Annotated in this window: 21 protein-coding genes; 10 read left to right on the top strand and 11 right to left on the bottom strand. The window is 76.9% G+C overall.

All coding sequences use genetic code 11. From position 1 onward, the window contains the following. Positions 1-226 precede the first annotated feature (226 nt). Positions 227-1,087, bottom strand: coding sequence for an NmrA/HSCARG family protein (locus tag ACPC54_RS35625; protein ID WP_498970743.1), 861 nt, complete (start codon positions 1,085-1,087; stop codon positions 227-229). Positions 1,088-1,190: 103 nt separating this feature from the next. Between ACPC54_RS35625 and ACPC54_RS35620 the strand changes: the two genes are divergently transcribed. Together ACPC54_RS35620 and ACPC54_RS35615 are read left to right on the top strand one after the other, a co-directional pair. Beyond that, positions 1,191-1,670, top strand: a complete 480-nt coding sequence (locus tag ACPC54_RS35620) for a MarR family winged helix-turn-helix transcriptional regulator (protein WP_498970741.1) — start codon at positions 1,191-1,193, stop codon at positions 1,668-1,670. A gap of 191 nt (positions 1,671-1,861) precedes the next feature. Next, positions 1,862-2,875 (top strand): phosphotransferase family protein, encoded by a 1,014-nt coding sequence (locus ACPC54_RS35615; RefSeq protein WP_498970739.1) that lies wholly within the window; start codon positions 1,862-1,864, stop codon positions 2,873-2,875. Between the two features lie 40 nt (positions 2,876-2,915). On the opposite strand, the gene ACPC54_RS35610 is transcribed toward ACPC54_RS35615, so the two are convergent. Further along, on the bottom strand, positions 2,916-3,527 hold the full coding sequence (locus ACPC54_RS35610) for a TetR/AcrR family transcriptional regulator (protein ID WP_498970737.1): 612 nt from the start codon (positions 3,525-3,527) through the stop codon (positions 2,916-2,918). A gap of 626 nt (positions 3,528-4,153) precedes the next feature. On the opposite strand from ACPC54_RS35610, the gene tpx reads away from it, so the two are divergent. After that, positions 4,154-4,654 (top strand): thiol peroxidase, encoded by a 501-nt coding sequence (gene tpx / locus ACPC54_RS35605; protein ID WP_498970735.1) that lies wholly within the window; start codon positions 4,154-4,156, stop codon positions 4,652-4,654. A 103-nt stretch (positions 4,655-4,757) separates the two neighbouring features. On the opposite strand, the gene ACPC54_RS35600 is transcribed toward tpx, so the two are convergent. Beyond that, complete coding sequence (locus ACPC54_RS35600) at positions 4,758-5,444, bottom strand: polysaccharide deacetylase family protein (RefSeq protein WP_498970733.1); 687 nt, start codon at positions 5,442-5,444, stop codon at positions 4,758-4,760. A 336-nt stretch (positions 5,445-5,780) separates the two neighbouring features. Between ACPC54_RS35600 and ACPC54_RS35595 the strand changes: the two genes are divergently transcribed. The 4 genes from ACPC54_RS35595 to ACPC54_RS35580 all read left to right on the top strand — a co-directional run bounded on the left by ACPC54_RS35595 (position 5,781) and on the right by ACPC54_RS35580 (position 10,232). Next, positions 5,781-7,118, top strand: a complete 1,338-nt coding sequence (locus ACPC54_RS35595) for a hypothetical protein (protein WP_498970731.1) — start codon at positions 5,781-5,783, stop codon at positions 7,116-7,118. Between the two features lie 74 nt (positions 7,119-7,192). After that, positions 7,193-8,428 carry an AAA family ATPase gene (locus ACPC54_RS35590; protein WP_498970729.1) on the top strand — a complete coding sequence of 412 codons (1,236 nt, stop codon included), beginning with the start codon at positions 7,193-7,195 and terminating at the stop codon, positions 8,426-8,428. Next, the gene (locus ACPC54_RS35585; protein ID WP_498970727.1) at positions 8,425-9,684 is read left to right on the top strand and encodes a vWA domain-containing protein; all 1,260 of its coding nucleotides are present in this window, start codon (positions 8,425-8,427) and stop codon (positions 9,682-9,684) included. The genes ACPC54_RS35590 and ACPC54_RS35585 overlap by 4 nt, the downstream gene beginning before the upstream one ends. Positions 9,685-9,770: 86 nt before the next feature. Then, positions 9,771-10,232, top strand: a complete 462-nt coding sequence (locus tag ACPC54_RS35580) for a hypothetical protein (protein ID WP_498970725.1) — start codon at positions 9,771-9,773, stop codon at positions 10,230-10,232. A gap of 62 nt (positions 10,233-10,294) precedes the next feature. Here the strand turns inward: ACPC54_RS35580 and ACPC54_RS35575 are convergent, their stop codons facing one another. Then, positions 10,295-11,464, bottom strand: coding sequence for an erythromycin esterase family protein (locus ACPC54_RS35575; protein WP_498970723.1), 1,170 nt, complete (start codon positions 11,462-11,464; stop codon positions 10,295-10,297). 89 nt (positions 11,465-11,553) lie between these two features. Between ACPC54_RS35575 and ACPC54_RS35570 the strand changes: the two genes are divergently transcribed. Beyond that, complete coding sequence (locus ACPC54_RS35570; protein ID WP_498970721.1) at positions 11,554-12,255, top strand: MerR family transcriptional regulator; 702 nt, start codon at positions 11,554-11,556, stop codon at positions 12,253-12,255. Here ACPC54_RS35570 and ACPC54_RS35565 read toward each other — a convergent pair. From ACPC54_RS35565 to ACPC54_RS35545, 5 genes are all read right to left on the bottom strand, one after another. After that, positions 12,250-15,483, bottom strand: a complete 3,234-nt coding sequence (locus tag ACPC54_RS35565) for a bpX6 domain-containing protein (protein ID WP_498970719.1) — start codon at positions 15,481-15,483, stop codon at positions 12,250-12,252. The two genes, ACPC54_RS35570 and ACPC54_RS35565, sit on opposite strands and share 6 nt — an antisense overlap. After that, a complete protein-coding gene (locus ACPC54_RS35560) occupies positions 15,480-17,153 on the bottom strand; it encodes a hypothetical protein (protein ID WP_498970717.1) in 1,674 nt (557 codons plus the stop codon). Before ACPC54_RS35560 ends, ACPC54_RS35565 begins: the two co-directional genes overlap by 4 nt. Before the next feature lie 88 nt (positions 17,154-17,241). Continuing rightward, positions 17,242-17,646, bottom strand: a complete 405-nt coding sequence (locus ACPC54_RS35555; RefSeq protein WP_498970715.1) for a bpX5 domain-containing protein — start codon at positions 17,644-17,646, stop codon at positions 17,242-17,244. Then, positions 17,643-18,860: an AAA family ATPase gene (locus tag ACPC54_RS35550; protein ID WP_498970713.1), complete on the bottom strand. Its 1,218-nt coding sequence runs from the start codon at positions 18,858-18,860 to the stop codon at positions 17,643-17,645. The genes ACPC54_RS35555 and ACPC54_RS35550 overlap by 4 nt, the downstream gene beginning before the upstream one ends. Positions 18,861-18,926: 66 nt before the next feature. Next, complete coding sequence (locus ACPC54_RS35545; protein WP_498970711.1) at positions 18,927-19,238, bottom strand: hypothetical protein; 312 nt, start codon at positions 19,236-19,238, stop codon at positions 18,927-18,929. Between the two features lie 189 nt (positions 19,239-19,427). Here ACPC54_RS35545 and ACPC54_RS35540 point away from each other — a divergent pair, with 189 nt between their 5' ends. Beyond that, positions 19,428-20,171, top strand: coding sequence for a G1 family glutamic endopeptidase (locus ACPC54_RS35540; RefSeq protein ID WP_498970709.1), 744 nt, complete (start codon positions 19,428-19,430; stop codon positions 20,169-20,171). 315 nt (positions 20,172-20,486) lie between these two features. On the opposite strand, the gene ACPC54_RS35535 is transcribed toward ACPC54_RS35540, so the two are convergent. Next, positions 20,487-21,095: an ester cyclase gene (locus ACPC54_RS35535; RefSeq protein WP_498970707.1), complete on the bottom strand. Its 609-nt coding sequence runs from the start codon at positions 21,093-21,095 to the stop codon at positions 20,487-20,489. Positions 21,096-21,187: 92 nt separating this feature from the next. Continuing rightward, complete coding sequence (locus ACPC54_RS35530; protein ID WP_498970705.1) at positions 21,188-21,913, bottom strand: SDR family oxidoreductase; 726 nt, start codon at positions 21,911-21,913, stop codon at positions 21,188-21,190. A 131-nt stretch (positions 21,914-22,044) separates the two neighbouring features. Here ACPC54_RS35530 and ACPC54_RS35525 point away from each other — a divergent pair, with 131 nt between their 5' ends. Beyond that, positions 22,045-22,965, top strand: a complete 921-nt coding sequence (locus ACPC54_RS35525; RefSeq protein ID WP_498970703.1) for a LysR family transcriptional regulator — start codon at positions 22,045-22,047, stop codon at positions 22,963-22,965. The last annotated feature ends 155 nt before the right edge of the window (positions 22,966-23,120 follow it).

The following is a 23,120-nucleotide window of genomic DNA, read 5'->3' as shown; positions in this document are numbered from 1 at the left end:
CCGCGCTCACCCGCGTCCACGGCTGGGGCCCCTGGCGCACCGTCGGCTACCTGGCCAGCCGCCCCGGCGCCGCACCGCGCTGGACGGCCGGCACGCTCGTCGAGGCCCTCGGCCCTCTGACGGGCGGCCGGGGCGGCGCCGCGCCGCCCGGGGCGCTCAGGGGGTGAGCGACGCGGGCTGCTGCGGGCTCACGGGCGGGTTCCTTCCGTACGAGAGCGAGCGGGGGTCACAGGAGGGCGGGCCAGTCCTGGGCGACGGCCCAGTCGGCGAAGCGGTGCCAGCCGACCTCGGGGAAGTCGCGGCGCAGTCCGGCGACGTCGACGTCGAGGCCGACGGTGGTGAAGTACGCGAACATGGCCGCGAGGTCGGCGGAGCGGGCGCGCACGTGGGCGAGCGGGACCTCGCGGTGGGCGATCGGGCCGCCGGTGGCGGTGGCGAGGACGCGGGCCGTCTGCTCGGCGGTGAGCTCGTCGGAGGCGATGTCGAGGCGGTGGCCGGCGAAGTCGTCGCGGCGCTGAAGGACGAGGGCGGCGAAGGCGCCGATGTCGGTGGCGGGGATGAGCGTGAGCGGCCGGTCGGCGGGCATGGGCCAGGCGAAGGTACCGGCGCGCAGGCCTTCCAGGGTCCAGCCTTCGGTGTAGTTGTCCATGAAGGCGGCCGGGCCGATCACCGTCCAGGGCAGTCCGGCCGCGCGCAGGTGCTGCTCGACCCGGTGCTTGCTCTCGTAGTGCGGGATGCGGGTGTCGCGGTCGGCGTGCGCGGCCGAGGTGAGGACGACGTGTCCGAGCCGGGCGTCGGCCGCGGCGTCGATCAGCCGTACGCCCTGGCGGGTTTCGGTGTCCGTGTCGGTGCCGAACGGGGTCGTGACGGCGAACAGGGAGTCCGCCCCGGCGAGGGCGGCCCGGAGAGACGGGCGGTCGTCGAAGTCGGCGTGCCGCACGTCGGCGCCGAGGCGGCGCAGGGCGTCAGCGGCGGGTGAGCGGGGGGCGCGGGTGAGGGCTCGCACTTGGTGGCCGGCGGCCAGCAGGGCGCGGGCGGTGGATCCGCCCTGGGCTCCGGTGGCTCCGGTGACGGCAATGGTCAGCATGGTCTCTCCCGAATAGAATAACTGCGTGGCACATCAACTGCGCCACGCAGGAGAATAGTGGAGATCGCTGCGTCACGCAGCTTGTTTCGGGAGTGTGATCCAGATGGCCGACCGGCACCGGGCCCGCCTGCAGGAGGAGTTGTCGAGGGAGTCCCGCCGTTACCTGGCCTCCTACGTCCTGCTCAACCAGGCCGTCGCCGACCACCTCGGGCTCCACCCCACCGACGTGCAGTGCCTCAGCCTGCTCACCGCCGACCCCGCCCCGCTCACCGTCAAGCAGATCGCCGACCTGACCGGGCTCACCACCGGCTCCGCGACCCGACTCGTCGACCGGCTCGAACGCGACGGCTACGTCGTCCGCGCGCCCGACCCGCAGGACCGCCGGCGCGTGCTGGTCAGCCCGGTGCCCGAGCGCCTCGCCCGCGTCACGGCGGTGTGGAACGACCTCGGCCACGCCTGGCACGAACTCCTCGACGGGCACAGCGACCAGGAGTTGGAGGTCATCACCGAGCACATGAGGCGGGCGCACGACCTCGGCCAGGCCCAGATCCGCCGGCTGCGGGACCGGCCGAAGGCCGACTGAGCCCCGTCGCGGGCCCTCGCGCCGCCCCGTCGCCCGCGCAGCGGCAGCCGCACCGACCGCGCTCAACTCACCCGGCACGGGCGTCCGCTGAGGCCCGGTCCGACCGTCGCCGGTCGGCCCCACCCCGAGGCCGCTGTCGAAACGTCGATACACCTCGGAGGAGCGGGGAGGGCAGGCGTAGGGTGGCGGTCGTGACCGAGAAGCGCACCGACGGACCTGCCGTGGAGCCCGCCGAGGAGCACGAGGAGTGGGGCGCCACCCGCCGCTGGGTGGAGGGCCTGCTCGCACCCGGGGAGCGGATCGCCGGGACCCGTACGCTCCACGGCGGGTGGACGTCCCGGATGCGGCGCCTGGACGTCGAGAGCGACGGCGACGGCGACGACGGCCCGGCCGGGCCCGGGTACGCGCTGGTGCTGCGCTCCTTCGTCAAGCCGTTCTACCTGCGCCACGCCGCGGGCATGCTGGGCCGCGAGGCGCAGGTGCTGCGGCAGTTGGAGCCGAGCGGGATGCCCACGGCGCGGCTGCGCGCGGTGGACGCGACCGGCGAGTTCTGCGACCACCCGTCGCTGGTGATGACGCTGCTGCCGGGCACCGTGCGACTCGCCGAGGACGGCGACGTCGACCGCCGGATCACCCTGCTGGCAGGGCAGTTGGCGGCCGTGCACGCGCTGGAGGTGCCGGCGGGGCAGCGTCCGCGGGCCTGGCAGGCGTGGACGGCGCCGGAGCGGGTCGCGGTGCCCGAACGGACGGCGCGGCCCGACCTGTGGCGCCGTGCGATCGCGGCGATCGACCGCGCGGCGCCAGCCCACCGGGCCTGCTTCCTGCACCGCGACTTCCACCCGGGCAACGTGCTGTTCACCGGCTCCGGCGAGGAGTTGGCGGTCAGCGGGGTCGTCGACTGGGTGGAGACCTCCTGGGGCCCGGCCGACCTGGACGTCGCGCACTGCGCCACCGCGCTGGCCCTGCTGCACGGCGTCGAGGCCGGGATGGCCGTCGCCGACCGCTACGAGCGGGCCGGCGGCCGGCTGAGCGAGGCGCCCGGCGACCACCTGTACTGGCGGGCGCTGGACGCGCTCGCGTTCGCGCCGGACGCGGAGAAGGTCGCCGTGCCGTGGCGGGGGCTCGGGCGCACCGACCTCACCCCGGAGCTGCTGACGGGCCGCCTGGAGGACTACCTGCAGGCCCTGTTCGAGCGGTACGCCTGAGACCGGCGGCCGCGGCCGGGCGCCGTCCGGCCCGCCGCGGCTACGCCGGGGCGCCGTCCACGGAGTCCGCGCCGGCCGTGACGATGGCCAGGGCGCGGTCGACCAGCTCGACCGGGTCCGACACCCCGTACTCCTCCGCCCAGTGGACGAGCGCCGCCCCGGCGGCGGCCAGACAGGCGCCGGCGGCCACGGTCAGCCGGAACTCCTCCTCCGGGCCGGCCCCTTCGCTGCGCAGCGCCTCGACGAAGGCCCGCTGGATGAGGTAGTGGTTGTGCAGGTTCCGGGCCCGCAGCGCGGGGGTGACGTTTCCCAGGCGGGTGCGGGTGAGCAGCATCCGCCGCTGCGCCTCGGTGGCGTCCTGCATGCTCTCCACCAGGGCGCCGGCGATCCGCCGCATCGGCCCCTCGGCCACCGGGCGTGCCGCGGCCCGCTGGGCCAGCACGGGGTCGAACTCGCCGCTGAAGACGAGGTCTTCCTTGGTCGGGAAGTGCCGGAAGACCGTCACGGAGGACACCTCCGCCGCGCGCGCGACGTCCGCGACGGTGGTCCCGTCGAAGCCGCGCTCGACGAACAGTGCCAGTGCGTGGTCCTGGATGGAGCGTCGGACCCGTGCCTTCCGTTGTTCCCGGAGTCCGGGTTCCCGCGCGTTCATGACGTCACGGTGGGACGACGGCCGATGGAGGTGGAGGATGTCATGAGTGGATTCCTGGTCGAGGGACGGGTGGCGGTGAATTCCGGGCGGTGGACGGTCGACTGGGGCTCGGGGCCCACCCTCGGCCGGCCTCGCGGCGGTCGGGGTCAGGATCTGCGCACGCCTCTTCGCGCCCGCCGGACCGGCACGGTCGGCAGACGATCGACGGCGGCCGCCGGGGCCGCTCCGCAGGCGATGTAAGCGAGTAACGTCATTGGAAAGTGTTTACAGCGTCGGCTCCGAGGTCACAACGCTATTCCGCTCGCCTGGCAGGAACAGGACCAGGAACGGCGAAGAGCAGGACGCCGCACGGTCGTGCCGTTTAGGGGCCTGCCAGGTCAGCGGCCGCGCGGCCGGATCCGTGCACTCCTTTCCCGTGCGTCCCGTCTTCCCGCGCGCCGCGTTTCCCCTCCCTCGCGTTTCCCGTGCGCCGTGTTTCCCGTCCGTCACGTTTCCCGTCCGTGACGTTTCCCGTGCGCCGCGGCGGACGGAACCCGAGCCGCCCCCGGGCGGGCACGGCGGACGGTAGGATCGGCGGCGGCTGGCAATCGCCGCGCCCGTTTACCGATGCTGGTAGGAGAGAGTTCATGGCTCAGGTCACGCTGAAGGGGAACCCCATCGAGATCGGCGGCTCGCTGCCCGCCGCCGGGAGCCAGGCCCCCGCGTTCACCCTGGTCGGCGAGGGCCTCGCGGACACCTCGCTGAAGGACTTCGCGGGCAAGCGCAAGGTCCTGAACATCTTCCCGAGCATCGACACCCCCACCTGCGCCAGCTCGGTGCGCGCCTTCAACTCGAAGGCCTCCACGCTGGACAACACCGTGGTGCTGTGCATCTCGGCCGACCTGCCGTTCGCGCAGGCCCGCTTCTGCGGCGCCGAGGGCCTGGAAAACGTCAAGACCCTCTCCACCCTGCGCGGCCGCGACTTCCACAACACCTACGGCGTCGCGATCGCGAACGGCCCGCTCGCCGGTCTGACCGCCCGTGCCGTCGTCGTCCTCGACGAGAACGACACCGTCCTGCACACCGAGCTGGTCGGCGAGATCGCCGACGAGCCGAACTACGAGGCCGCCCTCGCAGCCCTCAACTGACCCGGCCGCCCCGCACGTCGGGCACGTGAGACTCCGCGAAGGGGCGGGGTACGGCAGCTGCCGTACCCCGCCCCTTCGCGTTGCCCGGAGCCGGCCGGGCGGGTCAGCCGCAGAGGACGGCGAAGGTGTAGCCGCGCGCCTTCAGGGTGGACAGGATCGTCGGCAGCGCGGCGACGGTCTGGCTGCGGTCGCCGCCGCCGTCGTGCAGCAGGATCACCGATCCCGGGCGGACGGCGCGCAGCACCCGTGACTGGATCGCCGCCGTGCCGGGGCGCGCCCAGTCCTGCGGGTCCACCGACCAGAGCACGACCTGCTTGCCCGCGGCGGCGGCCCGGGAGCGCACGGTCGCGTTGACGGCGCCGTACGGCGGGCGCAGGCAGGACGGGGTGCGGCCGGTCTGCGCGCGGATCGCCCGGTCGGTGTCGCCCACCTGGGAGGCGAAGGCGGAGCCGGAGAGTTTGCGCAGGTCCGGATGGGACCAGGAGTGGTTCTGCACACTGTGGCCCCGCCGGGCGACCTGGCCGGTCAGGCCGGGGTGGGCGGAGACGTTCTGGCCGATCTCGAAGAAGGTGGCGCGCACGCCGTAGCGGTCGAGGAGGGCGAGGACCTTCGGGGTGTAGGCGGTGCTGGGGCCGTCGTCGAAGGTCAGGTAGACGACCTTGCCGCCCGCCGCCTCCGCCTCCGCCGCGGGCAGGCCCACCGCCGTTCCCGCCGCGAGGGCGACGGCGAGCGCGCCGATCGCCGTCCGGAGCCTTCGCCCTGCCTTGCGCCTGCCTGCTCGTACGGCCATGGCCACCCCCTGCGGTCGGTGCTTTCCGGGTACGGACAGTGTGCGCGGCGGTGGGCCCGCGCCGCGAGCGCCCGCGTCGCCGCGGGGGCTGAAATCGGCCATTCGGCAGGGGTGTTGGCGGTTCGGACGGGCCCGGTCGTCCGATTCTCCGGCGTTCCGCCGGCACTCCTCCGGCGCTCCTCCGGTGCTCCCCCGGTGAGGTTCGGGCGGGCCTTTGGCCCCGGGGCCTGCGGGGAACGGCCTGGCGGACGGGCCGCGCCAGGGGCTATGCTCCCCGGCGATGACCACTCACGATGTTCTCAGATTGGGGGTCCCGTCCGCGCAAGGTGAGTGCTGATGGCCACTCACACCGCGCACGGGGACACCTCCCACCTCTCCTTCTGGCGGCACGTACGCGAGTTCGCCGTATCGCCCGCCCTGATCGAGACCGCCACCGACCGCCGCCTGTCCGGCGACTGGGTCGGGGCCTGTACCGCCGCCCGCGTGGACCTCGACTTCCGGATCCGGGACGTCGTCCGCGCCCACGGCCGCGAGCTCGCCGACCGGCTGCTGGCCGATCTGCACCGTCTCGCACCGGACTTGCTGCGCTGGCACCTGCCGCGGACCGCCCCGGACGGGCTGCTGCGGCCGGGGCTGACCGTGCCGCTGGCCCGCTACCCGGGTGAGCGCCCGGTGGTGCTGGTGGCCCGGACGCCGCCCGCCTGGGCGGACTTCGGGCAGCGGATCGGCCTCGCGCTCTGGGACCGTTCCGTGGACGGCGGTTCGCCGCACCCGCACCCGCACCCGAGTCGGCGCTTCCGCTTCGACCTGCACCGGCACCTGTGGGACGCCGGGCGCAGCGGGGAGTTCGCGGTCCGGGCCGGCGCCGGAGGCCCAACGGGTCTGTCGGCGGCGGAGGTCGAGCCGACCGCTCGGCCCTTTGCGGTCGACCGGTGGGCCGCCGAGGCCGAGCTGCTGCTGCGCGCCGAGGGGCGCCCGGGCGGGCCGGTCGCGGTGCGGCTCGGGCGCCGGCGGATGCTGCTGCTGGAACCCGGCGCGGCCGGGGCCGGGGCGGTCCGTCCGGTCGGCGAGGCCGCGCAGGCCCGCGGCCTGCCGCTGCTGCCCGACGCGGCGACCTGGGTGCCGCCCGACCTCGCGCTGCTGCGGTCCGGCACGCTCGGGCCGGAGTCCCTGCACCCGCTGGTGGCACGGGCCTTGGCCCCCGGGCACGCGCGCGGGCCCGGCCGACCACACGGCCCGGGCGGGCCGGAACTGGTGGACTGCCGGGGGGCAGTTCACCGGATCGGCCTGGTCGACGGGGTGCTCACCCCGCTCGACCACGACCCCGCGGAGCTGCGCCGCGAGGAACTGCTGATCGCCCTGTCGGGCACCCCGCTGCCCTGCCTTCAGGCCGTCGAGCGGGCGCACCGCCGTCCGCACGAACTCGCGGGCCTGCGCGAGCGGTTGGACCACGGCGACGTGGACGGCGCGCTCGCGGCGGTCGAGGCCGTGCTCGGCCCGCGGGCACGGCTGCGCGAGGGCCCGCTGCGGGACGCCCTGGCCGCGATCGAGGAACGGCGCGGCCGGTACGAGACCTACCGCGCCGGCCTGGCCACGCCGGGGCCGGCCGGCGTCGCGCTGCGCCGCCGGCCGAAGGACCACCGCTCGCACCCACGCCAGACCCTCCCGCGCTGAAGCGCCCCTTCCTCCTTCCTCACTCCCCTGCCGCTCGCTCCCCTGACGTCCCTTACGCCACGAGGTGATCACCCATGCCCGCGTCCACACCCACGCACCCCGCCGCCCGTCTCGACGTCGCCGACCGACTCCTCGGCCTGCTCGGCGAGTTCGACACCGAAGCACGCCCCGACACCCAGCTGGAGGCGCTGACCCTGGCCGTCGCCGCCGACCTGCCCGTCCTGCTGTGGGGCGAGCCGGGCATCGGCAAGACCGCCGCGCTCAACCAGCTCGCCGCCGCCCTGGAGCTGCCGCTGACCACGGTGATCGCCAGCGTCCACGAGCCCTCGGACTTCTCCGGGCTGCCGGTCGTCGGCGACGACCCTGCGCGGCAGGGCGTGCCGCTGGCGCCGCCGGACTGGGCGGTGCGGCTGGTCCGGGCCGGGCGCGGCCTGCTGTTCCTGGACGAGCTGTCCACCGCGCCGCCCGCCGTGCAGGCCGCGCTGCTGCGGCTGGTCCTGGAGCGGCGCATCGGCGCGCTGCGACTGCCGCCGGGCGTACGGATCGTGGCCGCCGCGAACCCGCGGGCCTCGGCCGCCGACGGGTGGGAGCTGAGCCCGCCGCTGGCGAACCGGTTCGTCCACCTGTCGTGGGTGCACGACCACGAGGTGGTGGTGCGCGGGCTGGGCGGCACCTGGCCGGTGGCCACCCTGCCGTGGCTCGCCCCGGACGCGCTGGCGGGCGCGGTCGCGCTGGCCCGGCGCGCGGTGTGCGGCTTGCTGGCGGTCCGCCCCGAGCTGGTGCACCGGCTGCCGAGCGGCGAGACCCGGCGCGGTGGCGCCTGGCCGTCGCCGCGCAGCTGGGACATGACGCTGCGGCTGGTCGCCTTCGCGACGGCGGCCGGCTCCTCCCGGGAGGTGCTGTCGCTGCTGGTGCGGGGCACGGTCGGGGACGGCCCGGGGCTGGAGCTGATGGCCCACATGGACCGGATGGACCTGCCGGATCCGGAGGACCTGCTGGCGGATCCGGCGGGCGCGGCGCTGCCCGAGCGCGGGGACCTGCGCCAGGCGGTGCTGGACGCGGTGGTGGCGGCGGTGCGCAGCCGGCCGCAGCGGGCGCGGTGGGACGCGGCGTGGGCGCTGCTGGTGCGGGCGTTGGAGACGGGCGCGCCGGATCTGCTGGTCGTCCCGGCGACCACGCTGGCGGCGCTGCGCCGGGAGGACTGGGAGGTGCCGGCGGCGATCGAGCGGCTGGCCCCGGCGGTGGCGCTGTCCCGCCGGGCCGACCTCGCGGCCGCCGCCGTCGCCCGTCCGGCGCGGGGCCGCCGGTGAGCGCCCGGGGGCTGGACGGCGGTAAGCCGGTGGACGCCGGGAAGCCGCTGGACGTCGGGAAGCTGTACGCCGCCCGGCTGCTGGCGACCCGGGCCCGCCCGTACCTGGCGACCGCGCTGTTCGCGCTGCACCTGGTCGAGTCCCGGCGGGTGCCGACGATGGCCGTCGACGTGCACTGGCGCTGCTACGCCTCGCCGGTGTTCGTCGACCGCACCCCGGTGGAGGAGCTGGCCGGGGTGTGGGTGCACGAGGTGTCGCACCTGCTGCGCGACCACCACGGGCGCGGCGACCGGCTGGCGCGCCGGCTCGGCCTGGAGGGCCCGGGGGTCCGGCTGCGGATGAACATCGCCGCCGACTGCGAGATCAACGACGACGTGTACGGCGACGGCCTGGCGACGCCGAGCGGCGCCGTCTTCCCGTCCCGGCTAAACCTGCCCGAGGGGCGGCTGATGGAGGACTACCTGCGGGAGTGGCAGTTCGACCCGACCGACCCGCTGCTCGCCTGGCTGGACTGCGGCAGCGGCGCGGACGGGCTGGCGCGGCCGTGGGAGCTGGGCCCGGACGGCGCGCACGGCCTCAGTCCGCAGGAGCGGGACGCGGTGCGCTTCCGGGTCGCCGAGGGCATCCGGGCCAGCCCGGGCGACACCCCGCGGGGCTGGCGGCGCTGGGCCGAGGAGGTGGTCCACCCGCCGCAGCGGTGGCGGGAGCTGCTGGGGGCGGCGCTGCGGTCGGCGCTGGCCGGCGCGGGGGCGGGGGACGACTACAGCTACGGCCGGCCGGCCCGGCGCTCGGCCGGGCTGCCGGGCGTGGTGCTGCCGAGCCTGCGGCGCCGCCCGCCCCGGGTGGCGGTGGTGGTCGACACCTCGGGGTCGGTCTCGGACGCGGAGCTGGGCAGCGCGCTGCTGGAGGTCGCGGCGATCGACCGGGCGGTCGGCGGCCGCCGGGACCAGGTGTCGGTGGTCTCCTGCGACGCGGCCGCGCAGTCCGTCCAGCAGGTGTGCGCGAGTGCGGGCATCGAGCTGGTCGGCGGTGGCGGGACGGACCTGCGGACGGGCTTCGCGGCGGCGCTGCGGGCCCGTCCGGCGCCGGACGCCGTGGTGGTGCTGACCGACGGGCAGACCCCGTGGCCGGAGGCACGGCCGCCCTGCCGGACGGTGGTCGGCCTGTTCGCCCGGCCGCAGCGGGTGCGGGAGCACGACCCGGACTACCGGCCGGACGCGCCGCCGGCCTGGGCGCGGGTGGTCGCGATCGGATGAGGGGGTGGGTGACGGGGGACTCCTTTGCTGCGCAGGCGAGTTCTTTATTCTCGTCATTTTGACGATAATCGGTTAGGGTGGTCGGCATGAGAGTCGTACTGACGCGCGCGAGCGTCTGCATGGCCGACGACTGCGACTCCCCGCACGAGGCCGTCTGGGAGGCGGCCGACGGCGAGGCGGTGGCGGACGTGCTGGAGCAGTCCGTCGGCTACCTGCTGCACTTCGGCACCTCGTGCTGGGTCGCCTATCTCGGCTACGGCCGGGGCGACGGCAGGCCGCTGGCGGTGGCCTCGCCGCGGTGGTCCGGGCTCCGCCTGCTGCCCGACGCGGAGGACAACGCCCGACTCGGGCCGCACGCCGACCGGTTGGAGATCTTCTGGGCCGTCCGGTCCAGGGCGGATCCGGAGGTGGTGTGGTGGGAGCTGACCGGCCGCCACGGGCCCCGGCCGCCGAAGACCCCGGCCACGCCGGTCGCGGCGGCGAGTCCCCTGCGCCTCCGGCTCCGCGACCACCGCGACCAGCTGATCCGACGCATCCGGCTCGGCTAGGGTCCTCGGGCCGGTCGGCTGACGTCAGCCGGTCGGGCGGACGTCAGCCGACCGGGCGGACGTCAGCCGAGCGCCCGCGCCACGGCCGCACCGTCCGCGACGTGCAGCAGCGCGTCGGCGCCGTCCAGGAGCTCCCGGTCGAGCGGGAAGTAGCCCTGGCGCGGGAGGGTGTCGGTGCGGCGGGCACCGGTCCGCCCGGCCGCCGCCGGATCTGTCAACTCCCAGCCGGAGACCACGCGTTGCAGCGCCGCCTCGAAGGTGCCGGGGGCCGGTTCGGGCAGGTCGAGGGCCGGGCTGCGCCCCAGGCTGCCGGCCACCAGGACGTACCGCTCGGCGAGCAGCGGTTCGAGGATCATGCCGGCGCCCGTCCAGTCCGTGCGCAGCTCCCCCAGTGACCAGGCGCTCGGGGACCGCTTCAGGTGCTCGTTGTGGGCGAACACCAGGGTGGGCCCGCGCCGGGCCTCGACCTCGCGGATCTCCAGCAGGTTGCGGGCCATCAGCGTGTCCCGGCTGGCGAGCAGCCGGGAGATCCGGGTGCCCTGCTCCAGGCCGGGGACGGCCGCCTGGGCGTGGTAGCGCAACAGCCCGAGGCAGGTGGTCAGGTGGGCGCGGGCCCGGACCCATGCGGTGTACGAGCCGGCCGCGATCAGGCCGGGCGCGCGTTCGTGCAGCTGGTTCAGCAGGTCGTCGGCGAGGACGCGCAGCCGCTGCGCCTCGGACGAGGCGCCGGGCGAGGCGGCCGCATCGAGGATCGCCTCGGTGCGGTGCCAGCGCTCGTCGGGGCCGGTGAGCGCGGCCACGTCGAGGTCCGACCGCAGGTAGTCGCGGGCGTGTTCGAGGTAGCGGCGGGGGCTGGGGGCGGTGGTGTTCTCGGTCGGCGCGTCGAAGCCGTGGAAGGCCACCCGCTCGGCGGGCGGCCGCTGCGCGTTGTGCGCGCGCAGCCGGGCGACGAGGCTCCGGTTGGCGTCGAGTTCCCCGAAGCCGTGGCTGAAGCCCGTCGCCATCACCGCGTCCAGGGTCCCGGTGCCGTGCCGGACGAAGTCGTCGACGGCGAGGGCGGCGATCCGGTCGGTCTCCAGGGCGACCGACCGGAAGCCCCGCTCGGCGAGGTGGAACAGGAGTTCGTTGCGGATCCACCCGAAGGCGGGCTCCTGGTGGGTGGGCTCGCCGAGTGCCAGCACGCCGCAGTCGGGGGTGAGGAGGTCATGGAGGTGGTGGAAGTCCCGGTTCATGGACCTCAAGCGTATCCTTGAAGGCTCGGTTGAGACTTTTTCGGTCCCAGCCCGTTTTTCTGTCCAAGAAGTCTCAAACGGGGGTTTTGATGCGCCCGGCCGACCTCGCCCGCGAGCACGGCATCTCGACCCAGGCCGTGCGCAACTACGAGCGGGACGGCTTCCTGCCGCCCGCCGCCCGCACGGCCGGCGGCTACCGGATCTACACCGAGCGGCACGCGGCCGCGCTGCGCGCCCACCTCGCACTCGTCGCGGCGTACGGGCACGCGACGGCGGGCGAGGTGATGACCGCCGTGCACGCGGACCGGCTCGACGAGGCGCTGACCGCCGTCGACCGGGGCCACGCCCGGCTGCTGCGCGACCGGGAGACGCTGGCCGCCGTCCGCGAGGCGGTCGGCCACCTGACCGGGCGGGCGGCACCCGCGCCGGACCGGTCCGACGACCGACGCCCGCACAGCATCGGCGAGTTGGCGCACCGCCTCGGCCTCACCCCGGCGACCCTGCGGGCCTGGGAGACCGCCGGGGTGCTGACCCCGGCGCGCGACCGGGCCACCGGGCACCGGCTCTACCGCTCCCCCGACCTGCGCGACGCCGAACTCGCCCACCTGCTGCGGCGCGGCGGCTACCCGCTGGCCCGGATCACGGGCGTGGTCCGGCAGGTGCGGGCGGCCGGCGGCACCGCGGAGCTGGCCGCCGCCCTGGACGGCTGGCAGCGCCGGCTCACCGAGCGCGGCGTGGCCATGCTGACGGCGGACGGGCTGCTCGGCCGCTACCTCGGGGCCGGGTCATGACCCGGTCGTGACCCGCAGGTTGGCGAGCAGCGCGGTGCCGTCCGGGGTGGTGGCGAACAGCCGGCCGCTGCGGTGCCAGCAGGTGAGCGCGTCGCCGTGCCGGCGCAGGCCGACCGCCGAGCCGTCCGCGCCGGGGAAGACGGCGGTGAACCCGCCGACGAGCGGCGCGCCGGGGGTGCCGCCGCCGAGGGTGACGTGCAGCCCGCCGGACAGCCGCGCCGCGAACGCCCAGTGGGTGCCGTCCACGCTCAGCACGCCGCGGCCGCGCACGCTCCGCTCGGCCAGCCGGCCGTCCCCGACCGCCCGGACCAGGGTGGTGTCCGCCGTCGCCCCGGGGCCGGTGTCGAGCAGCCGGCCGTCCGCGAGCAGCACCGCCTCGTCGAGGTCCGCCACGTACGGGCCCGGCCGGTCCGGCCCGGTGCGGTTCACGTGCGAGCGGCCGCGCAGCGTCCAGTCCGGCTGCTCCCACTGCCACAGTTCGGTCATCTCGACGCGGTGCGAGCCGGGCTCCGGGCGGGTGTCCACGAGCCCCGCGCAGCCGTCCGGCGTGCGGGCGATCCCGCCCAGGAGCCGCTGGTCGCCGCCGAGTTCGCGGTGCACCACGGTCGGGCGGGCGGTGCGGGTGTCGAGCACGGCGATCGCGCCGTCCGGGTCGACGGTGACGAGCCGGCGGCCGTCGTAGGAGCGGGCGAGCGCGCGCACCCGCAGGCTGGTCCAGCGATCGACCGCGCGGGTGACGAGGTCGAGCCGGGCGATCTCGCGCACCTCGCCGTAGCGGGCGACCAGCAGCGCCGAACCGCCGTGGTCGGCGAGGACCAGCTGATCGGCGGGTACGTCCCAGCGGGCCCGGGTGCGGCCGTCCGGGCCGAGCAGCCGCACCCCGGCGTGGCCGCAGGCGACCAGCACCGCGCCGGAGTCCAGCCGGGCCGCGTCCAGGACGGGCAGGGTGCCGGGGCGGTCGGCGGCGGTGACCTCCAGCGGGGTCCCCGGGGCGGGCGCGGTGCGGCGCGGCTTCGGCAGGTCGGCGGCCGCCAGCGGGTCGGCGCGCCGGGACAGCCGGGCGTGGCGGGCCCGTTGGGTCGCGGTGTCGCTCGCGTCGCCGATCCCGCCGGCCCGGGTGGCGGCGCGCAGGGCGGCGGTGGCGAGCTGCCGGTCGACGGTCGGGTCGGCGGCCTCGACGGTGGCGAGCGCGGTGACGGCGGCGGTCCGCTCGCTGTCCGGGGCGTCGGGGGCGAGGGAGGCCAGGGCGAGCGCGGTGACGACCTCGGCGGTGGTCCGCGCGTCAGCGGTCCGCGCGTCAGCGGTCCGCGCGTCGACGGCACTCGCGCCAGCGGCACTCGCGTCGACGGCACTCGCGTCGGGGCCGAGCGCCAGCAGGTGCACGAGGGCCCGCCCGCGGGCCGCCCCGCCGAGCAGGACGGCCTCCCGCAGGTCGAGCACGGCGGTGGGGCGCAGCTCCGGATCCGGCCAGACCGCGTCGACGGCGCCGAGCCGGTCGCCGGACTCGCGGCAGTGCGCGGCCCAGGCGAGGCGCAGCTCGCGCGCGGACTGCGGGTCGCTGGCCGCGAGCCGTTCGACGGCGGCCGCGAAGGCGCCCCGGCGGTGGGCGATCCGCACCGCCCGCTCGCGCTGCCCGGCCCGCCACCACAGCCGGACCACCTGGTCGGCCGGGAGCCCGCGGCCCTCGGCGAGTTCGGCGGCCTGCCCGGCACGGCCGTGCCGCTCCAACAGGGCGACGGCTTCGGCGGGTTCGGCCAGCAGGTCGGCGAGGACGTAGGCGGCCTCGTCGATCCGCTCCTCGCGTTCCAGCGCCTCGGCGGCCTCCCGGTAGAGGTCGGTGAGGAAGCCGTGCACGGTGGGCCCGCTGATCGGCAGCACGGCGTTCGCGCCGGTGGGCGCCTGCGGGTCCGGGCGCAGCGCGCCGCGGAACCGGGCGGGCAGGCGCAGGGCGAGCAGGCCGCCCGGCCCGCGCCCGGCGTCCCCGGCCAGCCGGACGGCGTCGCGCAGCGCGTCCTCCCAGCGGCGCTGCCGGAAGGAGTGGGCGAGGCGGGCGACGTAACGGGCCTGGCGGCGCTGGAACAGGGCGCCGGCGGGGCTGCGCAGGGTGAACCGGACCAGCCACTGCCGTCGCGGGCGGCGGGCGGCGCCACCGGCCCGCGGGCCGTCCGGGGCGCTGGACTGCCGTGCGGCGCGGCCGCGTTCGGGTGCGGAGGGGGCGGACGAGGCGGCCGGGCCGGCCGGGACGAGCAGCAGGGCGGCGAACACCACGCCGACCAGCAGCGCCAGCAGCAGCGTGCCGGAGCGGCCCTGGACCACCAGGCCGACCAGCGCGAGCGTGACCAGCAGCAGCGGGACGACGGCCAGCGCCCTCGCCTTCCGGCGGGCCGCCGGGGCCGTGGCGGCCGGCTGCGCGGCGGTGGCGGCCGGCTGCGGAGTCGCGGGGCGTGGTGCCCGGGCGGCGGCCCTCCGCTTCCGCCGGGCCCTGGCCCACGGGAGGACGGCCAGGCCGACGCTCGACGCGATCAGGGCCGGGAGGACGCTCCAGACCCGGGCCTCGCCCCGCTCGACGGCGCTCGGCAGATACAGCAGGGCGCCGCCGAACACGGCGGTGAGGAACAGCGCGTGCGGCCGGACCGGGCCCTCCGGCCGCCCCGCGGGGCGCCGCGGGTACGTCGGGTCTCCCGGCCGGCCGGCCAGGCTCTTCGAGCCCGTCGAGCGCTCCGGGCCGCGCTCGCCCAGCAGCCGGGCGGCCCAGGAGCTGCGCTCGCGGACGCCCGCCGCGGCCCGCAGGTCGACGACGGGCGGGCGCAGGCCGTCGTCCTCCTGGACGGGCTCCGGCGCGGTCGGGGCGCCGACCGGGCCCAGCCGGTGGACGGCGATCCCGGTCGGGTCCAGCCAGCCCGCCGGGTCCACCACCCGCATCCCGGCGAGGAGATGGCGGCCCGTCAGGCCGCCGGTGGCGAGGACGACGTCTCCCCCGTCGCGCGTGCGCTCGTCGGCGCCGGCGGCGACCAGCGAGTCGCCGACCGCCCGCAGCGGTTCGCCCGGGGCCCGGTCGGGCCGGGTCGGGACCGGCTCGGGCAGCGTCAGCACCCAGCGCCCGTCCGGCGTTTCGAGCAGGCGCGCGCCGTCCTGCCAGTGCTCCAGCACCCGCTCGGCGGCCTCCGCGGCACCGATCAGCGGCACGTCGAGGACGAACCCGGCGGCGTCCAGGGTCGGGCTCGTCATTCGCTGCTCCTGAGGGTGAAGTGGTGCCTGCCGGTCACCGCGTCCGCGACCACCAGGGCGCCGGGCCTCGGCTCGGCGACGATCAGCGGCAGCCTCGGGTGGACGGCGGGGGCGGCGCCGCCGGACAGGCCGGTGTGGGTCCGCACGCCGTCCGGGCGGACGGCCCGCACCAGGCCGGCCGCCTCGGTGCGGGTGATCAGCACGGGCTCGCCGGCCTCCTGGACGAGCCCGATCACCTCGGCGCCCTCGTCGCGCAGGACGATCGTCCGGGGCCCGGTCCGCTCGTGGTCCAGCCGCCACTCCCGGCCGTCCGCGGACCAGCCGACCAGCCCGGCGCCGTGCACCACCTGGGCCGCGTCCGCCGCCTCGGGCGGCAGCGCGACGTCCGACAGCCGCGGCTCGCGCGCGAACCGGAACGGCCGCCCGCCCGCGGTGGACGCCACCGGCCCGTCCTCGGTCACCACGCCGCCCGGCGCGATCCGCCGCCACCGGCCCGCGACCGGCAGCAGCAGGTCGTCGCCCTCGCGCAGGACGGGCAGCACCGGCCGCGCCGTCAGCTCGGCGAACCCGGCGGAGCCCACCGGAGGCAGGCCCACCGCCGCCGCGTCCACCGCGTAGCCGTCCCCGTCTGCCACCGGGCGGCCGATCACCTCCAGCACCAGGCGTCCGCGCACCACGCAGAGCACCAGCAGCCGCCGGCCGTGCTGCGCGGCGGCCACCACCGGCCCGCGCAGCTCGTGGCGGCGCGGCCGGCCGCTGCCCTCCCCCGCGCCCTGGCGCACCAGTTTGACCGCCAGCAGCGCGGAGGCGTCCGCCCCGCGCATCAGCAACTCCCGGGTGCCCGAGGTGAACACCGGCAGCGCGCCCCCGGTGACGGGCAGCGCCGCGGACGTCGCCGCCGTCCCGGCCCGGCGGAACTCGGCCCCGCGCAGCGTCCGCACCGCGAGCGGCGCGGGCGGCAGCGTCAGCTCGGCGCCCGCACCGCCGTCCCCCCGGACCCGCACCCGGCCGACGCCCTCGGCGCTCCAGCCGGCCTCCTCGCTGGTCAAGGTCCGCTGCCGGGCGGGCAGTTCGGCCGCCAGGCGCGGGGACGCCAGCAGCCAGGCACGGTCGGCCGCGGCCAGCGCCCCCTCGGCCCGCCGGACGTCCTCGGCGCTCGGATCGGTCGGGCGGCGAGCGTTCAGCCAACGCGGCAGCAACTCGGCCGGCTCGCCGCCGAACAGCCGCCCCGGCTCGTCGCCCAGCACCCCCACCACCAGCTCACTGCCGCGAGCCGCCGCCCGCCGGTGCAGCACCAGCAGCGCCGCCAGCTGCACCAGCCGCGCCGCCCCGGCCTGCGCCGGGCCGGCCTCCACCAGGGCGACCACCCGGCCGCGGCTGGTGGTGCTGCGCAACTCGGAGGCGAGATGCAGCAGTTCGTTCTCGGCGTGGCGCCGGGTGAACTCCTCCGGGAACTCCTCGGCGAGCAGCCACTCGGAGGGCAACAGCCGCTCCAGCGGGCCCGACCGGGCCAGCCCGCCGTAGCCGTCCGGCTCGCCCTGCGCCTCGACGACGGGCTCGCGCTCGCCGATCAGCAGGTCCAGGCGGCGCAGCAACGGGCCCAGCGCGGAGGCCAGTTCGGGCGTCAGCGCGGCCAGCGTCCCGGCCCACGGCGCCAGTACGGCGCTCACCGCCGCCACCCCCTCGTCGCCCCGCCGCGCACCGTTTCCTCCGGGACACCGCCCGGGGCGGTGCCGCTGCCGACGTGTCCGGTGGTGCTCATTCCGCTCCTCCGAGCAGGGCGGCCAGGGCCTCGGGCTCCGTCAGCGGCGGCGGCACGTCCGCGACCAGGCCGTGGCCGGGCACCAGGGCGCAGAGCTGACCGTCCGCCGCGCCGAGGGCGGAGCGCCACAGGGCGGCGGCGGGCAGCGGGCGGGCGGTGGTCGGGACCAGCAGGCGGCCGTCCAGGCCGAGGTAGTGGGCGCCGTCGGCCCAGGGCAGGTCCTCGGCCGGGCCGAGGACGAGCAGGGCGGTGCCATCGGTGGCGGCCACGAGGCGGTGGCCGGCCCGGAGCCGGTCGCGGGTGGCGGCGGCGAGGGCCGGGACGGCGGGGCCGAGGGCGAGCACGGCGGTGGCGGGGAGCGGGGGTTCGCGGCGTTCCCAGCGGAGTCGGACGCCGGTCACGCGGGCGCGACCACCGCGACCAGGCCCGCCCGGATGCCGGCGAGCGGGGCGGGCAGGTCGGTCGGGGCGAATCCGGCGTCGATCTCGCGGAGCACGGCCTCCAGGCGCAGCCGGGAGTCGCGGCCGTCCGGCAGGCCGCCGTGTTCGGCGAGGAGGGCCGCGCCGGTGCGCATCAGCCGCTCGGCGCGGGCGGCGGCGCTGCGGGACATCTCCTCGGCGGTGTGGGCGAGGCTGCGGTTGGCGGCCCGGCCGATCAGGTCGGCGAGGGTTTCGCGGGCGAGGGCCTGGGTGTCGGCGGTGGGGGCGATGAGCGGCAGCACCCACAGGTCGCGGGCGGTGGCGGTGGCGCGGCCGTCGAGGACGGCGGCGGCCGCGACGAGGTTCTGGGACCGGACGGCCCGCCGGTCGCTGACCGGGATTCCGGCGGAGCGCAGCCGCCGCAGGGCGGTGCCGAGCAGGCCGGTGACGGGGGCGAGGTCGCAGCTGCGGGCGGCGTCGGCGAGCCGGTCGAGGGCGCCGAGCAGGTCGCCGGCGGGCGCGTCGGGGGCGGTGGGCCGGACGCCGCGCCCGGCCTCCAGGAGTTCTTCCAGCCGGGCGTCGGTGACGGGTTCGACGAAGACGCGGGCGAGGAAGCGGTCGGCGAAGGCGGCCAGCGCCGGGTCCTCGGGGAGGTGGTTGGCGGCGCCGACGCAGATCCGCAGCGGGCTGGCCAGGGCCGTGCGGCCGCGCCGGAAGACGCGCTCGTTGAGCAGGCCGAGCAGGGTGTTGAGGACGGCCGTGGAGCCGAGGAAGATCTCGTCCAGGAAGGCGATCTCGGCTTCGGGCAGCATGCCGGCGGTCTCGAACTCGACCCGGCCTTCGCGCAGCCGGCGCAGGTCGACCGGGCCGAACAGTTCGTTGGGTTCGGTGAACCGGCCGAGCAGGTACTCGAAGTACCGGCCGCCGAGCTGCCCGGCGACCCGCCGCACGGCCTCCGACTTCGCCGTACCGGGGGCGCCGATCACCAGCAGGTGCTCGCCGGCGACGGCGCACAGCGCCACCACCTCGGCCACCGTCTCGCGTTCGACCAGGCCCCGCCCGGCGGCGGCCACGGCGGCGGCGATCAGTCCGGCGTCGCCCGCGGGCGCGGCGGCGTCGGCCGCGACGATGGTTCCGGTGGTGTCGGTGGTACCGGCGGTACCAGTGGTACCGGAGGTGTCGGTGGTGTCGGTCACGAGTACGGGAGTCTACGGGCCCCCGCCCGCGGCTCACCAGCGGGTTTCGCCGGACGGCGTCCGGTCTCAGGTCTTCCGACTGCGGCCGTCGTCGGGCCGGCAGAGGTGCAGGGTCCGCCGCGGGTCGGCGGGAAAGGCGGGGTCGAGCGTCCAGCCCTCCTCGGCGGCCACCTTGAGCACGGCCGCGGCGCCCGCGCAGCGGAAGTGGTGGGGCTTGACCCTGACGCGGCGCAGGATCCGGCCGGCCGCGTCGGAGCGGTAGTCCTTCCCCGGGTCGCGCGCCGCGCGGTCGACCGAGAACTTCCCCGCCCGGGCCGGCACACCCGGCCCGAGCGGTCTGTGGCTGTCGGGACCGTGCGACGGCATGGCTGTGGACATCAGATCCGCCCCCTCGGCTCTGTACTGCGCCTCAGCTTCGCCCCGCCCGACCGGCGCTGACCACCACTCGGCTCCGACCGTCACACACAGCGCACGGGTTCGTTATCTCCCCGTAACGACCGGCGCTCCTGCTCCGGGTCTACCTTTGTCGACGCTCGGCCAACTCCACACCCTCACAAGGGAGTAGCCATGTCCGCAGCCCGTCGGCACACCATCGCCGTGTCCACCGCCCTGCTGACCGTCCTGGGCACCGCCGCACCGACCGTCGCCGTCACCGCCCCCACCCTCGTCCAGGCGCCGCTCGCCCACCACGGCGGCGGTCTCCTGCACAGCAGCAGCGGCAACTGGGCCGGCTACGCCGCCACCGGCGCCCGGTTCACCAGTGTCAGCGCGAGCTGGGTGCAGCCCGCCGTCTCCTGCTCCGGCGGCAACACCTGGTCCAGCTTCTGGGTCGGCCTCGACGGCGACGGCAGCAACAGCGTCGAGCAGACCGGCACCGAGGCCGACTGCTCGAACGGCTCGCCGGTGTACTCCGCCTGGTACGAGATGTACCCGCAGTACCCGTCCAACTTCAGCAGCACCGTGCGGCCGGGCGACCACTTCACCGCGAGCGTCACCACCAACGGCAGCGGCTCCTTCACGCTCACCCTCTCGGACACCACGGCCGGGTGGAGCCACACCGTCAACAAGTCCCTCAAGAGCGCCGCCCTCGCCTCCGCCGAGGTGATCGCCGAGGCCCCGTCGAGCTCCTCCGGGGTGCTCCCGCTCTCCAACTTCGGCTCGGTCTCGTTCAGCGGCGCCACCGTCAACGGCCGGAGCCTGGGCGGCTTCAACCCGGACAACATCACCATGGCCTCCGGCGGCACCACCAAGGCCACCACCTCCGGACTGAGCGGGGGATCCGCCTTCTCGGTGACCTGGAAGCACAGCTGACACGGCGGACGGGGCCGTGGGGGGGGGGGCCCCCCCCCCCCCGCCGGCCCCCCCGCCCCCCCCCCCCGCCGCCCCCCCCCCCCCCCCCCCCCCCCCCCCCGCCCCCCCCCCCCCCCCGCCCGCCCCCCCCCCCCCCCCCCCCCCCCCCCCCCCCCCCCCCCCCCCCCCCCCCCGCCGGGCGGGGGGGGCCCCCCCGGGGGGCCCCCCCCCGCCCCCCGGGTCCCGGGGCGGGGGGGGGGGGGGGGCGGGCCCCGCGCCGGCCCCCACGGCCCCGTCCACGCGCCCCGGCGGCCGACGAGCGTCGACCGCCAGCCGTCAGCCGCGGACGCCCAGTTGGGCCAGCAACGCCGCGTTGTCCTCGATGTGCCAGTCCTCGACGATCCGGTCGGTGCCGACGTGCTGGATGTCGATGGCGTTGAACTCGACGTTCTGACCCTGGCCCCGGGTGCCGTCGAACGTCCCGGTGAAGTGGCCGCGGAAGACCAGCCGGGCGGTGATCCGGTCGCCGGTGACCAGCACGTCGGCCAGCTCGCAGGTCAGGTCCGGCACGGCGGCCCGGAAGGTCTTCGAGGCGGCGGCCGGGCCGGCGGGGCCCTGCGGGCGGCCGGCCGGCAGCGTGTTGTCCCGGAACCGCGGGTCGACGGCCGCGTCCAGGTACCGCTGCCGACCGGTGTTCCAGAACGTGTACAACTGCTGGGCCAGGTGGACCTCCTGGGCCGCGCGCCGGGCGCCGATCGAGCGGTCGACGGTGAGCGCCTTCGGCTGGACCAGGTCGGGCGAGCGGTCGATCAGCCGCTGCGGCCAGGCGGTCGAGGACGACCGGCCGTCGTCCTCGCGGGCCGGCGCAGCCGAGGCGGTGCCGGCCGCCAGGCCGGCCACCGCCGCGAGGGCCACGGCGGTGCGGATCAGGGTGCGCGAACGCATGGTGCTACTCCTCGGATCGGGTGAGTGGATCGGTGGCCCGGAAGCGGACGGGCGGGAGCGGACGGGCGGGAGCGGACGGGCGGATCGCCAGGTCAGGCGAGCCGGCCGCCGCCGTCCACGTGCAGCACCGTGCCGGTGACGTACGGGTTGTCGATGGCGTAGAGCACGGCCTTGACCAGGTCCTCCGTGCTGCCCACGCGGCGGGCCGGATTGCGCTCGGCCACCCCGCGCAGGAACGCCTCCTTGTCGGAGCCCAGGCCGTCCCAGGAGCCGGTGTCGACGATGCCGGGGGACACCGCGTTGACCCGGACCGGCGCGATCTCCACCGCCAGGGCCTGCACCAGGAACGCCAGCGCGCCGTTGGTAGTGGCCATGACCGTGCGCGCGGGAGCCGGGCGCCAGGCGGCCACGCCGGAGAAGAAGGTGAACGAGCCGCCGTCGGAGGCCTGCCCGGCCAGGTGCTTGGCGAGCAGCAGCGGACCGATCACCTTGGCGGCGAACGCCCGCTGCACGTCCGCGAGTTCGAGGTCCTTCAGCGGGCCGTTGGCGGGCATCGCGGCGGTCGACACCAGGTGGTCGAACCGGCCCGCCGCCCGGGCCAGGCCCGCGATCGAGCGCTCGTCGGCGAGGTCGAGCGCGACCACCTCGGACGGCCCGGACAGCTCGCCGGCCGTCCACTCCAGCTTGCGCGGATCCGGGCCGGCCAGCACCACCTCGGCGCCGGCGGCCGAAGCGGCCCCGGCCAGAGCGCGGCCGGTGCGCGAACCCGCGCCCACCACGACGATCCGCTTGCCCTGCAGAGAGGTGCCATCGGACATGGGAGTACTCCTTCGAGTCATCGGGGGATCCGGCCGCCCGCTGCTTCCCGCGGCGGCCACACCACGACCCTCTCCCGGCCGGCCGCCATGAGTCCAAGGCTTGTTCTCTACCGCACCGATAAACTCCGCTCATGGCAGCGACCCCCACGCTCAGACAGCTCGAATACCTCGTCACCGTCGTCGACACCGGGTCCTTCACCCGCGCGGCCGAGCAGTTGCACGTCACCCAGCCCGCGCTGTCCCACCAGATCCGGGCGCTGGAGAGCACGCTCGGCGGCGCGCTGCTGGAGCGCCTGCCGCGAGGGGTGCGGCCGACGCCGACCGGCCGGGCCGTCCTGCCGCACGCCCGCGGCGCACTGGCCGAGGCGGAACGCCTGACGGTGGCGGCCGGGCGCGCGGCCGGCCTGGAGGAGGGCGAGCTGGAGGTCGCCGTCGTCTACTCGGTCAGTCTCGGCCTCCTGCCGCCGGTCCTGCGGGCCTGGCGCCGCCGGCACCCCGGCGTCCGGATCCGGCTGCGCGAGTACGCGCACGCGGACCGGCTCCAGGAGGCGATGGCCGCGGGCCGCGCCGACGTCGGCATCGGCCCCGCGCCGGAGGGCTGGGAGGGGCCGATCCGTGAGCTCGGCGTCGAGGAGTTCACCGTCGTCGTCTCCGCCGACGACCCGCTGGCCGACCGCCCCGCCGCCTCCGTCGCGCTCGCCGAACTCACCGAGCGTGCCTGGGTCCACTACGCCCCCGACAACGGCCTCGCCGACCTGCTCGACCAGGTCTGCGCCCGGGCCGGGTTCCGCCCCCGGGCGGCGGTCCGCGCCGAACAGACCTCCGCCGCACCCCTGCTGGCCGCGGCCGGGCTCGGCCCGGCGCTGGTGCCGGCCGACATCGTCCCGCCCCACTTCGACGGCGTCCTGCTCCGCCCCGACCCCCCGATCCGCCGCGTGCTCACCGCCTACACCCGCACCCGCCCCGACGCCCTCACCGTGGCCTTCGCGGACCTCCTCGCCCAGCAGGCCCGGGTCAACCCGCCCCGGCCCCCGGCGTCCGAGCCGCGCTGAGACGCCGCTCGGACGCCGCTCGGACGTCTCTGCGACCGCGGTCCGCCCCCCGCCCCCCCCCCCCCCCCGGGCGGGGGGGGGCCCGGGGGGCGGGGGGGGCGGGGGGGGGGGGGGAGCCCCCCCGCGCCGGAGCAGGGTTGCAGATAGCCCCCCCC

Source organism: Kitasatospora sp. NPDC094028, assembly GCF_049543595.1.
Classification (GTDB): Bacteria; Actinomycetota; Actinomycetes; order Streptomycetales; family Streptomycetaceae; genus Kitasatospora.
The sequence above is the reverse complement of the archived record's forward strand: the minus strand, read 5'-3'. Positions and strand labels throughout refer to the sequence as shown.